This window comes from Stenotrophomonas muris, from assembly GCF_052751275.1.
The window spans coordinates 1,977,409-1,991,965 of record NZ_CP199879.1; the positions used below are offsets into that span (position 1 = coordinate 1,977,409).

Here is a 14,557-nt window from a genome sequence, read left to right on the forward strand (position 1 = left end):
GTAGCCGACGCTACAGCCAGCGCGGCACGCGATGACGGTATTGCGCGTACGCCTCGGGAAAGCGGGCCATCAGTGCCCGCTCCTCCGGCAGGATCTGCAGCCGGGTGATGTACACCAGGAACAGCGGCACCACCAGCAGCGCGATCAGGTTCTGCAGGTACACCATGGCGCCAAGCAGGACCAACGCCTGGCCCAGATACATCGGATTGCGCGTGCGGCGGTAGATTCCGCTGGTAACCAGCGCGCTCGACGCCGAAGGTCGCAGAGGATTGACGGTGGTACCGGCGCGCTGGAAAGACAGCTTGGGCAGCAGATTGAGCACGACACCCAGCGTCACCGTCACGCCTGCGAGCAGAACCGGCACCGGCACCCGAAGGTGGAAACCGGGCCACAGCCAGCGTGCTGCAAAGCCCGCAGCGGCGCACAGCAGCATCACCACGGGCGGGGGAATGCGGGTTTCCAGCCAGGCCATCGCGATCACCGTGTCCCTTCCATTCGCCGCAGTGTCACACGGGAATGGCTGAATCGCCCACGGCGGCCAGGCCCAAACCGACCGTTCGGTCTATTCCGCTTTGACAGGCCGGCCGCTAGAGTGACGCCACCGCGCAGGAGCATCGTATGGCTACCACGGGCATGGGCTTCATCGGCCGCACGACCCTCATCATCACCGTGCTGCTCACCCTGGGGGGCTGCGCGACGCTGCGCCAGTTCGGACCGTCGGTGCAGGTCGCCTCGGTCACGCCCGGCCAGTACATCGCGCTCAAGCGCGGTGACATCCTCACCTCCGGCAAGCTCAGCGCGGCGACCACCGAGACCCTGCGCGTGGCCGGGCTCGATGAGGGCGTCTGTGCCAAGCCCGGCCTGCCCTGCATCGAGGCCATGGAAAGCAGCATCGTGGTGCGCGAGGAAGACAAGCGCTCCAGCCTGGCCGAGTTGTGGCTGCAGCATGCGATGACCCTGCCGGCACCGAAGCGCGAGTACTCGGCATCCGGCCGCGCCAAGACCGCGATCACCGAACTGGATGCCGACTTCCAGCCGCGCCTCGATGCGTGGATGCAGGTCGCGCGCCAGGCCTATGCCTATCTGTTCTTCACCGAGCGCACCGCCAATCAGCGTGGTTTCGAGGACCGCCAGACCCAGGTGCGCGACTACTACAACCTGGCTGTGCAGGAAGCCTCGGTGCAGCTGTACAACGCGTACGCCACCGGGCGCGTGCACAGCCAGGCCAGCCATTTCCAGCTGGGCCGCTGGACCTTCGTGCTGGCCCCTTCAGGCGAAGCATCGCCGCTGGACACGCGCACCCCCACCGAGCTGGTACCGGCGGCCTCGCTGTCGTTCACCGGTACGCTGCGCAGCGTGCATCGCCGCGATGGCTTCGGTGCCGAGCTGGTGGCGGTGATGGACGATCCGGCTGGCAGCACGGCCACCCCGCCTTCGGCAGCGACGCCCGCCGCGCAGGCAAGCACCCCGGCCGCGCAGAGCTGGAGCGAGATGCCCTCGCCTTCGATGACGGTGCTGCTGCGCTTCTCGGGAAAGAACCTGTGGGAAGTGCTGCACGACGACGAGCCGGAACTGGAAATCCACGATCCCTACCAGGTCTCGGAAGTAACCCTGCACGGCCAGCAGGTGCCGTTGGCGGCCAACTTCACTGCGGGCTACGCACTGTGGCTGGCGCGCTCCAACTTCAGCCACCAGTCGCTGCGCTCGCTGTTTGGTGGCAAGGGCGGCATCGACGCGCCGCATCTGTACATGATGCAGCCCTACGACCCGAACCGCCGCGTGCTGTTGATGATCCATGGCCTGGCCAGCAGTCCCGAGGCCTGGGTGAACGTGGCCAACGAACTGATGCGCGACGACGAGATCCGCCAGGACTTCCAGGTCTGGCAGTTCTACTACCCGACCAACATGCCCATCGCGATGAGCCACGATGCGATGCGCCACACGCTGGCCGAAGTGCTCAAGCACTTCGACCCCAGCGGCAAGGCGCAGGCCTCGCATGACATGGTGCTGGTCGGGCACAGCATGGGCGGGGTGATCGCGCGGTTGATGGTCTCTTCCTCCGGCGACCACCTGGTCGACACCCTGCTGGCCACCGCGCAGATGACGCCCGCCCAGCGCGAGCTGCTGCGCACCAAGGGCGCGCCAGTACTGACCTTCCTGCCGGAACCGGAAGTATCGCGGGTGGTTTTCATCGCCACACCGCATCGCGGCACCGACGTGGCCGGTACCCGCCTCGGCCGCTGGATCGGCCGCCTGGTACGGCTGCCGCTGACCGTGCTGGAGGACGTGGCGACGCTGGCCAACGACGGCCAGATCGATCGCAACGATGGCAAGCACGGCTACCAGATGAACAGCATCCAGAACCTGGACAAGGACGACCCGTTCGTCCGCGCCGTGGCCGACCTGCCGATGTCACCGAAGGTCCACTACCACTCGATCATCGCCCGCGCCAAGGCCGATGGCCCACTGGAAAAAACCGATGACGGGCTGGTGCCCTACTGGAGCTCGCACCTGCCACACGCCGTTTCGGAGAAGGTGATCGTGTCCGGTCACAGCGTGCAGGAAGCCACGCCGGCCATCGTCGAGCTGCGGCGGATCCTGCATGAGGACATGCAGGAACACGGGCGTACGGCAAAGTAAGCCGCCCGCCCCTGCAGATCAGGCACCGGCCTTATGGCGCGAGAACGTGCCGTGCAGCGCCGCGGGAATCGCGAAGCCTTCCATGCGCACCTCGGGCCGGTAGTCGGCGCTGGGGGTGAAACGGAATTCGCGCGCCAGCAGCGCACACAGCAGTAACAGTTGCGCGTTGCCCACCGCCGATCCCACGCACGAGCGCGTGGGGAAGCCATAAGGCACATAGATGCCGGCGGTGCGCTTGCGCCGCTCAGGCAGCCAGCGATCGGGATCGAACTGCAGCGGGTCATCCCAGTATTTCGCCGAGCGATGCTGGATGAACGAGCTCAGCTCGAACACCGTGCCCTCGGCGATGGCCTGCCCTTCCACCTGCAGATCGCAGGCGGCCACCCGACGGTTGTTGAAGGGCGTGGAATACAGCCGCATCACTTCCTTCAGGAAGCGCATCGTGCAGGGAATCCTGGCCATCGGCAGCGCATGGATCTCCGCATCCGAGAGCGGCGCGAATTCCTCCTCGATGCGCTGGCGCCAGTGTGGATGCATCTGCATCGCCAGCAGCAGGCAGGCGGCCATCATGCCGGGCACCCCGGAAATGGCGATCAGCTGCACGGTGACCAGGTAGGTGACCTTGTCCAGGCCGATGCGCTCGCGAAGGGTCAACAATGACTGCGCGTAGTCCAGCGGCGAACGTCCGCTGCGGACCCGGCGCCTGAGTTCGGCGGCGATCGCCCGCGATTCGCCACGACCGATGAGGAAGTTGCGCAGCAGATGACGCCGATGGATGACCTGCTCGACCTGGGTGGTGTAGCGCAGATGCAGGGCGCGTTCGATGGCCTCGGTACCGCGCGCGTCGAGCCCGTCGATCACCAGTGGCACCAGCGGATGCGCCATCACCTTCCACACGGCTGGCGTGGCATCCAGCTCGCGCCCGCACAGTGCGTCCAACGCCTGCCGCATGCGCGACTGCAGCGCCTCCAGGGTCTGCGCTCCGGTAAGCTCAGCACTGCGGGTCGCGATCAGGCTGCGCACTTCGGTCCAGCGCACGCGTTCGTGCCGGCGGAACAGGTCGGCCAGCGACTCGACCACGAACAGGTGCTCGGAATTCTCCTTGTCGAGCTTGCCGGCCAGTTCTGGGCAGAACACCCCGATACCGCCGGTTTCCAGTTTCAGCACCGGTCCTTCGCGCTCCACCCGCGCAGCCAGGCGCTCGGCAGCAATGGCGCTGCCTTCATTCGACATCCCTTGCATGCAGTGCGTCTCCGGCAGGAAGGGACTCGAAAGACGAGTCCCTTCGTCTTGCTACCGCTCAATCGCGGGGTTGCCCCGCAGGATCAGAACTCGACCCAGAGCGGCCAGGTATTCCACACACTGCTCTTCTCGTTCGGATGGATATTCAGAGTGACGCGCAATGCTCGGGCGAATCTTTTCATTTTCATTCCTTTGCTTGCTGTGTGGTTATGCCGGGATTATCCCGGCACCGGCTAGATAACACGACATAATCCCGCTGTCCAACCGGGCCGGTGGCGCGATGCAGCATCCGGGTGGTGGTCCATTGAGGGGAATCCCTCATCGCGCCTGCGCACGCGGCCTCCTATGCTGGGCTCACTTTCCCCCAACGGAGGTCCGCATGAACACGCAAGAGCCCAGCCGCCAGCCCAGCCCCGATCCGGCCGAGCGCGATGCCTTCTTCCCGTCGCCGTACTCGCTGTCGCAGTTCACCTCGCCCCAGAGCGACCTGTCCGGGGCCGACTATCCGGATGCACGCCGCGACGGCCGCTGGAAGGTGCTGATGATCGCCGCCGACGAGCGTTATCTGCCGACCGCCAATGGCCACCTGTTCTCCACCGGCAACCATCCGGTGGAAACCCTGCTGCCGATGTACCACCTGGACAAGGCCGGCTTCGACATCGACGTGGCGACGCTGTCCGGCAACGCCGTCAAGTTCGAATGGTGGGCCTTCCCGCGCGAGGACCGCGAGATCGGCGCCCTGTACGAACGCTATGAGGCGCGCTTCCGCCAGCCGTTGCAGCTGGATGAGGTGGTGGCCGGCCTGGGAGCCGATTCGGACTATGCCGCCATCTTCATTCCCGGTGGCCACGGCGCACTGATCGGCCTGCCGGAGAGCGCGGCGGTGAAGGCCACGCTGCAGTGGGCCATGGCCGGGCAGCGCCACATCATCACGCTCTGCCATGGCCCGGCGGCGCTGCTGGCGGCGGGCGTCGACGAAGCCGACGGTGGCTCGCTGTTCCGTGGTTACCGCATCTGCGCCTTCCCCGACGCAATGGACCGGCAGACACCGGAGATCGGCTACATGCCGGGGCAGCTGCGTTGGTTCTTCGGTGAACGACTGGCCCAGCAGGGCGTGCAGATCGTCAATGAGGGCATCGATGGCAGCGTGCTGCAGGATCGCCTGCTGCTGACCGGCGACAGTCCGCTGGCCGGCAACGCGTTGGGCAAGCTGGCCGCGCGTACGCTGCTCGATGCACTGGCGGGGCGCTGAGCTAATGCCTGCGCTGGTGCCCGCGGGCTGGAACGCGACGCGCAGCGCGTGTACTGGATCGAGGGTGACTGGTTCGGCGACGGCAGCGATACCGGACTGGCCCGCTACCTGCATGCCTGCCCGGTCAACCGCCATGTACTGGACAGCAATGCGCCGTTCTTCTGGAGCAAGCGCCAGGGCGTGCGCGGCGAACGCTATCAGGTGGTGAAGCAGCCGCGCGGCGATGGCCTGCATGGGTTGCAGGTGCCGGTGTTCGGCCCGACCGGCCTGGAGGGTGCGGTCAGTTTCGCCGGCACCTCGATTGATGCATCCGCCAGCGCGCGCCTGCTGCTGGAAATGGTCGGAACGTCAGCCTTCCGTGCGGCGCGCCAGCTTGCCGAGGCGCCCGCGGATGTTCGCGCAGGCGCGTTGAGCGCACGCGAACGCGAGGTGCTGCGCTGGGTCGCCGCTGGACGGCGCCAGGCGGAGATCGCGGCCACGCTGGGGCTGTCTGCACGCACGGTGGAGAACCACCTGCGGCGAGCGCGACAACGGCTCGGCGTGGCCACCACCGCGCAGGCGGTGCGCGCGGCAGGCCGCCGTGGCGAGATTGAAGACTGAGCCAGGCAGTACAGATGCTGTCAGGCGTGCCGCGGCGTCAGCGTACCGATGAAATCGACCGGAATGGCAAAGCCTTCCAGCTGCATCCACGGTGTGGGCTCATCCTGTACCGTCAACTCGAAATCGCGGGTCACCAATGCGCAGAACAGCAGCAGCTGCGCGTGGCCGACCGCACTGCCGATGCAGGCCCGCGAGGAAAATCCGAAGGGCACGTAGGCCCCCTTGTTGGCCTGGCGTCGCTCCGGCAACCAGCGATCAGGATCGAAGCTGTCCGGGTTCTGCCAGTACTCCGGCGAATGATGCTGGAAGTAGGACGACAACTCGTACGCCCCGCCCTTGCGGATGCACACGCCCTCGATATCGATATCGTGCGAGGCCGGACGATGCAGGGCGAACAGTCCCGGCCACAGCCGCAGGGTTTCCTTGACGAAACGCGACGTGCACGGCAGCGACTTGATCGGCAGCGCATACAACTGCTCCAGGCTCAGCGCCGAGGTTTCCTCGCGGATGCGCGCCTGCCAGTGCGGAAATCGATGCATCGCGTACAGCAGGCTGGCCGCCGTGATGCCCGGCAGGCCCGACATGCCGGCCAGCACCATCGACACCAGATAGGCCACGCGGTCCACCCCGACCCGCTGCACCAGCGGCAGCAGGGATTGCAGGAAGTCCTCGCGTGGCACGGTCTGGCGCGCACGACGCCGGATGTGCCGCGACACCGTGCGCGCCGCGCGGCGGGAAAGATGGAAGTCGATGATCCGCCGCCAGAACGAGAAGTTCTGCAGCACGATGGCGTTGTATCGGGTCTTCTGCTCACCGATGAGCGCATCGACGTCGGATCGACTGAGGCCGTCGATCAGCATCGGCAACAGCGACTGCGAGATCGTCCACCAGCTCAGTTCGCTGAGGTCATGCGGCCTGTCCGCGCGCTGAGCAAGGAAGCCGTGCATGCGCGTGTAGAGGTCGCGCATGTGGCCGGGACTGGCCAGCCGCCCGGCCTGCTCGCTCAGCAACGCCCGCACCTCGCGCCACGCAACAGGGTCCCTGCCACTGCGCAGCCCGAGAAAATCAATCAGTGAATCCGGTACGGTGTGCTGGTCGGTGTTGGCCTTGTCGATCCTGACCGCCAGGGCCGGATCAAAGATGCCGACAACATCATTGTTGAAGCGCAGTACCGGCCCTTCGCGACGCACGCGTTCGAGCAGGTCGTCGATGGAAACCACTTCCGCATCCGCTGCACGCTCATCCATGCCCTGCCTCCAATGCCAGGGAAGATCATCGACCCTCCCTGGCGATGTCATCGAATACGTGGAGTCCTTCCGGTCAGAAGATATTCCAGTAGCGATACTTGGAACGGATGCACTGCGTGGAATTGTCCGAACGCAGGTTCAGCGACACCTGCAGGGCGCGAATCAATCGTGTCATGGCACAGCTCCTTGTGGTTCCGTTGATGGTTGCTGCGGTGCCGGGTTCAGTGGCCGGCAGCGCCGTTCTAGCACGCAGGCCCGCGCGGGCGGGTCAATGCGCTGTCAAGGCCCTGCTGAATACGCCGCGGCGACCGGCGGATACCGCCAGCGCGCGCACAGCCATGAACAGGCAATCCGTGCGATGCTCCATGAAACCGTTTTCATGGAATGGAGGGATTCCACGATGTTGTCGCGTTTCCGTCGCCCTGTACTGTCTGCGCTGCTGGCGCTTGCCCTGCCTGCGACCAGCGCCTGGGCCGCAGCCCCCGCGCCGTTGAAGGTGATGTCGTTCAATGTGCGCACCCCGGCCGATACCGAGCCGGGCAAGCGCTGGCCCGACCGTCGCGACGCGATGGTGAAGGTCATCCTCGATGCGCACCCGGCGGTGATCGGCACCCAGGAACTGGTGCAGGAGCAGGCCGAGTACCTGGCAGGACACCTCCCCGGCTACCGTTGGTTCGGCGAGGGCCGCCGCGGCGGCAGCGGCGACGAGCACATGGGCGTGTTCTACGACAGCAAGGTGCTGGCGATCGAGGAATCAGGCAACTTCTGGTTGTCCGATACGCCCGATGTGCCCGGCAGCATCACCTGGGGCAACCTGTATCCACGCATGGTCACCTGGGCGCTGTTCCGCCGCATCGACGACGGCCGCCGCTTCTACTTCATGAACACCCACCTGCCCTACCGCGACGAAGACGAGCCGCGGCGGGTCAAGGGTGCCGAACTGATCGGCAAGCGCGTGGCCAACCTGCCGGCCGATCTGCCCGTCGTGCTGACCGGCGACTTCAACAGCGAACCCGGCGGCGGCACCTACAAGGCATTCACCCGCGTGCTGCAGGACACCCGTACCCAGGTGAAGGCTCCGCAGGGCCCGCGGCTGACCTTCCACGATTTCACCGGCAAGGCCACCGTGCAGCTGGACTGGGTCCTGGTGCGCGGCTTCCATGCGCGCAGCTTCCTGACCGATGACCGCCGCATCGGTGGCGTGCTGCCATCGGATCATTTCCCGCTGGTGGTCGAACTGGACTGGCCCAGGCACTGAGCAGCCACGGCAGCCGCCGCTACGGCGGTGGCTGCCGCGACAGCAGGCGATACAGCGCCTGATGCTGGTCGCGCGCCTGGCAGATGCGGGCCCCGATCGCCAGGAACACGGCCACGCCAATCAGGCCCAGCCCCAACATCGAATCCTGCAGGCGCAGGAAACCGACCGCCGCCGCCATCGTCGCCAGCACCAGCAGCACCACGACCGCCACTGACAGACCCGCACCGGGTGGACCCGGATCGCCGAACAACATCCGTTGGGTATCCCGCCTTCCATCCGCCATCGCCTGTCCTCCCGAGTGCCTGACCCACTTGTTACACGTCGGGCCGGCATTCCGGCAGAGTCAGAAACGTCACGAAGGTGAAGATGTACGCGGAACGCATCGCGTTACCCTGCCTCCTCCCCCGAACTGCGGAGCAGGACATGGCCCACCAGAGCCGGCTGGCTGGATTCATCATCGACTGCCAGGACCTTCCCGCCGACGCAGGTGCCGGCTTCTGGGCCGCCGCGCTCGGCCTGCAGGCACAGGCGGCGCGTGTCGAAGGGGGCGCCGAGTATGCCGACCTGCTGGGTGCACCGGCGGGCTTGAACGTGGAAGTCCAGCGGGTCGATCACCCGTCACGGGTGCACCTGGACATCGAGAGCGACGACATCGATGCCGAGGCCGATCGCCTGGAGAAGCTCGGCGCGCGCCGGATAGGCTTCGTCAAACGCTGGTGGGTGATGGAAGCACCGACCGGCCATCGCTTCTGCATCGTGCGCATGCGCGAGCGCGAGGTGCCGGCCAATCAGTGGCCCTGAAAGCAGGAGGGGACGGAAGCCACTGCCTCCGTCCCCTGCGGTTACTGCACCTGCGCCACGCTCGGTTGCTGCGGTGATTGCCCCCAGCCGCCCAGCGCCTTGTACACGCCCACCACGCTGACATTGACTTCGGACTCGGCCGCCGCCAGGGCGTCATCGGCCGCCAACTGCGTGCGCTGCGCATCCAGCAGGGTCAGGAAGTCTTCCGAGCCTTCGCGATAGCGGATCTGTGCCAGTGATTCGGCACGCCGTGCGGCCTGTGCCTGCTCGACCACGATCGCCAGCCGTGCCTGCTGCTTGGAATAGCGGGTCAGCGCGTTCTCGGTATCTTCCAGCGCCAGCAGCACGGCCTGCTCGTACTGCGCGGCCACGCCTTCGGCTTCAGCCTTGCTGGCACGCAGGCGTGCACGCACGGTACCGAAGTCGAATGCTGCCCAGCTCAGCGACGGGGTCAGCGACCAGGCCTTGTTGTTGCCATTGACCAGGCCACTGGCATCGCCGCCGAGGAACCCGACGAAGCCGGACAGCGACAACCGCGGGAACAGGTCCGCGGTGGCCACGCCCACGCGTGCGGTCGCAGCCGCCAGGCGACGCTCGGCCGCGCGCACGTCGGCGCGCTGGCGCAGCAGTTCGCGGGTATCGCCCAGCGGCAGCGCCTTGGCGAAGGCCGGCACGTCGTGCGGCGCGAGCATGTCGGTCAGCACTTCCGGGCGCTGGCCGAGCAGCACGGCCAGCCGGTTGCGCGACTGCGCCTCGGCCACTTCCAGCAACGGGATGTCGGCCTCGATCGCCTTCAGGCGGGCGCGGCTGCTCTGCACATCCAGCTCGCTTCCCGCGCCCAGTTCCCAGCGCGCCTCGGTCAGCTTCTGCGTATCGCGCAGGTTTTCCAGCGTGTGCTGGGCCACCGCGATGCGCTTCTGCGTTCCGCGCAGCTCGAAGTAATTGCGTGCCACTTCGGCGGCGACCAGTACCTGCGCATCGGCCAGGTTGGCCTGCTCGGCACCGAGGTCGGCGCGTGCGGCCTCAGCGGCACGGCGCTTGCGGCCGAACAGATCCAGCTCCCAGCCGGCGTCGAAGCCGAGCTGGTAGCTTTCACTGAACACCCGCTGCCCACCCAGCTGCGGATCGGGTTGCTTGCGGCGGTCGTAGCTGCCGCCAGCGGTGATGTGCGGCGCCTGGTCGAAACGGCTTTCGACGAACACTGCGCGGGCCTGGCTGACGCGGGCCACGGCCACGCGGAGGTCCAGGTTGTCCGACAGGGCGCCATGCACCAGCTGTTCCAGCACCGGATCATCGAACTGCGCCCACCAGCTGGCCACCGGCGAAACGCTGCTGAAGACCGGCTGCTGTGCGCTCTGCAGGACCACCGGTTCCTGCACCGGGGCCTTGTAGTTCGGGCCGACGCTGACACAGCCTGCCAGCACCAGGCTGGAGACGGCCATCGCCAACGTGCGGATCACCATGGCAGCACCTCGCCCAGGTAGGTGAAGCTGCCGCTGGCACCGGATTCGCCGATCAGCGCCATCTGCACGCTGGAGCGCGCGCCTTCGGCGATTTCGATTTCGCCGTTGCCGCCGTTCATGTCGGTCTTCACGTAACCCGGATGCACGGTATTGACCTTGATCGGGGTGTTGCGTAGCTCGTAGGCCAGGCTCAGGGTCCAACTGTTCACCGCGGCCTTGGACGCGTTGTAGGCGGGAATCTTGAAGTGGTAGATGCCCGATGAGGGATCCGCGTGCAGGGTCTGCGAGCCGAGCATGCTCGACACGTTGACGATGCGCCCGGACTTGGCCTGCTTGACCAGCGGCAGGAATGCCTGGGTTACTGCGACCAGCGCATACACGTTGGTGTCGAAGGTGCGCTTCCAGGTGTCGAGCGACTGCTCCGACGGCGCCTGCGCCGGGTTCTCGATCATGATGCCGGCATTGTTGACCAGGATGTCGAGGCGGCCGTGACGCTGGCGCACCTGCTCGACCGCTTCGGCGATGCTGGCCGCGTCGGTCACGTCCAGTTGCAGGGCTTCGACCGGCAGGCCTTCAGCCTGCAGCTTCAGTGCCAGCTCCACCGCCGTATCGCGCTTGCGACCGGCCAGCAGCGTATGCACACCTGCCTGGGCCAGCTGGCGCACGGTTTCCAGGCCGATGCCACGGGTGGCGCCGGTGACCAGCGCGATCTTGTTCTGATGGGTATTCATGGATGCATGCCTTGTGGGTGGAAAGCCGCCGCCGGCCAGTGACCGGCGGCGACGGGGTTCCATGTCAGTGGTGGATGGTCGGCTCGCCGTGCTGCACCAGCTGGCCACCGCCGTTGCGGGTGACGAACTTGCGCAGGGCCACGTAGAACACCGGGGTGAGGAACAGGCCGAACAGGGTCACGCCCAGCATGCCGGCGAACACGGTGATACCGGTCACCGAGCGCACCTCGGCACCCGCGCCGTGCGACAGCACCAGCGGCACGGTACCGGCGATGAAGGCGATGGAGGTCATCACGATCGGGCGCAGACGCAGGCGGCAGGCTTCCAGCGCGGCTTCAACGATGCCCTTGCCGCCCATCTCCAGCTCTCTGGCGAATTCGACGATCAGGATCGCGTTCTTGCACGCCAGGCCCATCAGCACCACCAGGCCGACCTGCACGAACACGTTGTTGTCGCCACCGGTCAGCCACACGCCGAACAGCGCGGACAGCAGGGTCATCGGCACGATCAGGATCACCGCCAGCGGCAGCGACCAGCTCTCGTACAGCGCGGCCAGCACCAGGAAGGCCAGCATGATCGCCACCGGGAACACGATGAAGGCCGCCTTGCCCTGGGTCGCCTGCTGGTAGCTCAGGTCGGTCCATTCGGTGGTCATGCCCACCGGCAGCACCTTGCCGGCGATCTCGGTCAGCTTGTTCATCGCCTCGGCCGAGGACAGCAGGCGCGGGTCGGCCTCACCGGCCAGGTCTGCTGCCGGATAGCCATTGAAGCGCAGCACCGGGTCCGGGCCGAAGGTCTGCTTGATGGTGACCATCGAACCGATCGGCACCATCTCGCCGCGGTCGTTGCGGGTACGCAGCTTGCCGATGTCCTCGACCGTCTCGCGGAACGGACCGTCGGCCTGGGCGATCACCTGCCAGGTACGGCCGAACTGGTTGAAGTCGTTGACGTAGGCCGAACCGAGGTAGGTCTGCAGGGTGTCGAACAGCTCGGTGAGCTGCACGCCCTGCGCCTTGGCCTTGACGCGGTCCACTTCGGCATCCAGCTGCGGCACGTTGGCCTGGTAGCTGCTGATCGGGAAGGCCATGCCCGGCGTCTGCGCAACGGTGCCCTGCATTGCCTGCACCGCATTCTGCAGCGCGCCGTAACCCAGGTTGCCACGGTCCTCGATGAACATCTGGTAGCCGTTGCCGTTGCCCAGGCCGAGGATCGGCGGCGGCATCATCGCGAACGCGAAGCCTTCCTGCAGGCCGGCGATCTTCTGGTTGATCTCGGCATTGATCTGTGCGGCGGTGCGGCCATGGCGCTCGGCAAACGGCTTGAGCGGGATGAACGCCACACCGGTGTTCGGCGTGTTGGTGAACTGCAGCGCGTTCAGACCCGGGAACGAGATGGTGTGGGCCACGCCATCGGTTTCCTGGGCGATCTTGGCGACCTTGCGCAGCATTTCATCGGTGCGCGCGATCGACGAACCTTCCGGCAGCTTTACACCGGCGATCAGGTACAGCTTGTCCTGGGTCGGGATGAAGCCCGGCGGCACCAGCTTGAAGATCACGCCGGTACCGACCAGCAGGATCGCGTAGACCACGAACACCGCGCCACGACGGCCGAGGATGCGGGCCACGCCACGCTCGTACTTCTCCGAGCTGGACTTGAAGAAGCGGTTGAACGGACGGAACACCCAGCCGAACAGGCGGTCGATCAGGCGGCTCGGCGCATCCTTCGGAGCACCATGGGCTTTCAGCAGACGCGCGGCCAGGGCCGGCGACAGGGTCAGCGAGTTGATCGCCGAGATCACCGTGGAGATGGCGATGGTGACTGCGAACTGCTTGTAGAACTGGCCGGTGACGCCGGACAGGAAGGCCATCGGCACAAACACGGCACACAGCACCAGCGCGATCGCCACGATCGGGCCGGACACTTCACGCATGGCCTGGTGGGCCGCAGCGGTGGGTGACAGGCCTTCCTCGATGTTGCGCTCGACGTTCTCCACCACCACGATCGCGTCGTCGACCACGATGCCGATCGCCAGCACCAGGCCGAACAGGCTCAGCGTGTTGATCGAGAAGCCCAGCAGGTACAGCGCGGCGAAGGTACCCACCACCGACACCGGCACCGCGATCAACGGGATGATCGACGCACGCCAGGTCTGCAGGAACAGGATCACCACCAGCACCACCAGGGCGATGGCTTCCAGCAGCGTGGAGACCACGGCCTTGATCGAGTCGCGCACGAAGATGGTGGTGTCATACACCGCTTCGTACTTCACGTCGGCCGGCATGGTCTTCTGCATCTCGTCCATCGTCGAGATGACCTGGTCACGAATCTCCAGCGCATTCGCACCGGGCGACTGGAAGATACCGATACCGACCGCGTTCTTGCCGTCCAGCTGCGAGCGCAGGGTGTAGTCACCGGCACCCAGTTCAAGGCGGGCCACGTCGGCCAGGCGCACGATCTCGCCATCGGTGCCGCTCTTGAGCACGATGTCGCCGAATTCCTTTTCGGTCTTCAGGCGGCCCTGGGCGTTGATCAGGGTCAGGAACTGGCTGTTCGGCAACGGTTCGGCACCGAGCTGGCCGGCCGACACCTGCACGTTCTGCTCGCGCATGGCACGCACCACATCGCTGGCGGTCAGGCCGCGCGAAGCCACCTTGTCCGGATCCAGCCAGGCACGCATGGCGTAGTCGCCGCCGCCGAAGATCTGCGCGTCACCCACGCCCGGAATACGCGCCAGCGCATCCTTGACGTGCAGGCGGGCGTAGTTGCGCAGGTACAGGGTGTCGTACTTGCCTTGCGGCGAGGTCAGGTGCACCACCATCAGGAAGGTCGGCGACTGCTTCTGCGTAGTCACGCCCTGCCGGCGCACGTCCTCGGGCAGGCGCGCCTGCGCCTGCGCCACGCGGTTCTGCACCTTCACCGCCGCCGCGTCCGGATCGGTACCGGGGCGGAAGGTGACGGTCATCTGCAGCACGCCGTCCGAGCCGGCAACCGACTTCAGGTACATCATGCCTTCGACGCCGTTGATCGCTTCTTCAAGCGGCGTGGCGACGGTCTCGGCAATGACCTTGGGGTTGGCGCCCGGATACACCGTGCGCACGACCACCGACGGCGGCACCACTTCGGGGTACTCGCTGATCGGCAGGATTGGAATCGTGATCAGGCCTGCGGCGAAGATCACGATCGACAGCACCGCCGCGAAGATCGGCCTGTCGATGAAGAAACGGGAAAAGTCCATGGAGGAATTCCTGGGAAAGGCGTCCGGCGGGCAACAGCCACCCTGCCCCTCGCCGGGATGACGAAGGCAGGGAAGGCTGCCGCTGGCG

Annotated in this window: 11 protein-coding genes and 1 pseudogene; 5 read left to right on the top strand and 7 right to left on the bottom strand. The window is 66.3% G+C overall.

The features are described from left to right. Positions 1–10: 10 nt before the first annotated feature. Positions 11–472, bottom strand: a complete 462-nt coding sequence (locus ACUVWL_RS09095; protein WP_049420521.1) for a methyltransferase family protein — start codon at positions 470–472, stop codon at positions 11–13. Between the two features lie 146 nt (positions 473–618). On the opposite strand from ACUVWL_RS09095, the gene ACUVWL_RS09100 reads away from it, so the two are divergent. Further along, positions 619–2,640, top strand: a complete 2,022-nt coding sequence (locus tag ACUVWL_RS09100; protein ID WP_049439207.1) for an esterase/lipase family protein — start codon at positions 619–621, stop codon at positions 2,638–2,640. An 18-nt stretch (positions 2,641–2,658) separates the two neighbouring features. Here the strand turns inward: ACUVWL_RS09100 and ACUVWL_RS09105 are convergent, their stop codons facing one another. Beyond that, positions 2,659–3,882, bottom strand: coding sequence for a cytochrome P450 (locus ACUVWL_RS09105; RefSeq protein ID WP_229653748.1), 1,224 nt, complete (start codon positions 3,880–3,882; stop codon positions 2,659–2,661). A 379-nt stretch (positions 3,883–4,261) separates the two neighbouring features. Between ACUVWL_RS09105 and hchA the strand changes: the two genes are divergently transcribed. Then, complete coding sequence (hchA, locus tag ACUVWL_RS09110; RefSeq protein WP_049404683.1) at positions 4,262–5,134, top strand: glyoxalase III HchA; 873 nt, start codon at positions 4,262–4,264, stop codon at positions 5,132–5,134. Between the two features lie 12 nt (positions 5,135–5,146). After that, positions 5,147–5,734: pseudogene (locus ACUVWL_RS09115) on the top strand (PA1136 family autoinducer-binding transcriptional regulator); the annotation flags it as partial. A 20-nt stretch (positions 5,735–5,754) separates the two neighbouring features. Here ACUVWL_RS09115 and ACUVWL_RS09120 read toward each other — a convergent pair. Beyond that, complete coding sequence (locus ACUVWL_RS09120; protein WP_049404686.1) at positions 5,755–6,981, bottom strand: cytochrome P450; 1,227 nt, start codon at positions 6,979–6,981, stop codon at positions 5,755–5,757. Positions 6,982–7,381: 400 nt separating this feature from the next. Here ACUVWL_RS09120 and ACUVWL_RS09125 point away from each other — a divergent pair, with 400 nt between their 5' ends. Further along, positions 7,382–8,239, top strand: coding sequence for an endonuclease/exonuclease/phosphatase family protein (locus ACUVWL_RS09125; protein WP_262224636.1), 858 nt, complete (start codon positions 7,382–7,384; stop codon positions 8,237–8,239). 19 nt (positions 8,240–8,258) lie between these two features. On the opposite strand, the gene ACUVWL_RS09130 is transcribed toward ACUVWL_RS09125, so the two are convergent. Beyond that, complete coding sequence (locus ACUVWL_RS09130; protein WP_032959134.1) at positions 8,259–8,522, bottom strand: hypothetical protein; 264 nt, start codon at positions 8,520–8,522, stop codon at positions 8,259–8,261. A 140-nt stretch (positions 8,523–8,662) separates the two neighbouring features. On the opposite strand from ACUVWL_RS09130, the gene ACUVWL_RS09135 reads away from it, so the two are divergent. Beyond that, positions 8,663–9,040 carry a VOC family protein gene (locus ACUVWL_RS09135; protein ID WP_014646791.1) on the top strand — a complete coding sequence of 126 codons (378 nt, stop codon included), beginning with the start codon at positions 8,663–8,665 and terminating at the stop codon, positions 9,038–9,040. 41 nt (positions 9,041–9,081) lie between these two features. Here the strand turns inward: ACUVWL_RS09135 and ACUVWL_RS09140 are convergent, their stop codons facing one another. The 3 genes from ACUVWL_RS09140 to ACUVWL_RS09150 form a co-directional block, all read right to left on the bottom strand. Further along, on the bottom strand, positions 9,082–10,503 hold the full coding sequence (locus ACUVWL_RS09140) for an efflux transporter outer membrane subunit (protein WP_049404691.1): 1,422 nt from the start codon (positions 10,501–10,503) through the stop codon (positions 9,082–9,084). Next, a complete protein-coding gene (locus ACUVWL_RS09145; RefSeq protein WP_049439198.1) occupies positions 10,497–11,234 on the bottom strand; it encodes an SDR family oxidoreductase in 738 nt (245 codons plus the stop codon). The genes ACUVWL_RS09140 and ACUVWL_RS09145 overlap by 7 nt, the downstream gene beginning before the upstream one ends. A 64-nt stretch (positions 11,235–11,298) precedes the next feature. Beyond that, complete coding sequence (locus ACUVWL_RS09150; RefSeq protein WP_053495139.1) at positions 11,299–14,469, bottom strand: efflux RND transporter permease subunit; 3,171 nt, start codon at positions 14,467–14,469, stop codon at positions 11,299–11,301. Positions 14,470–14,557 lie beyond the last annotated feature (88 nt).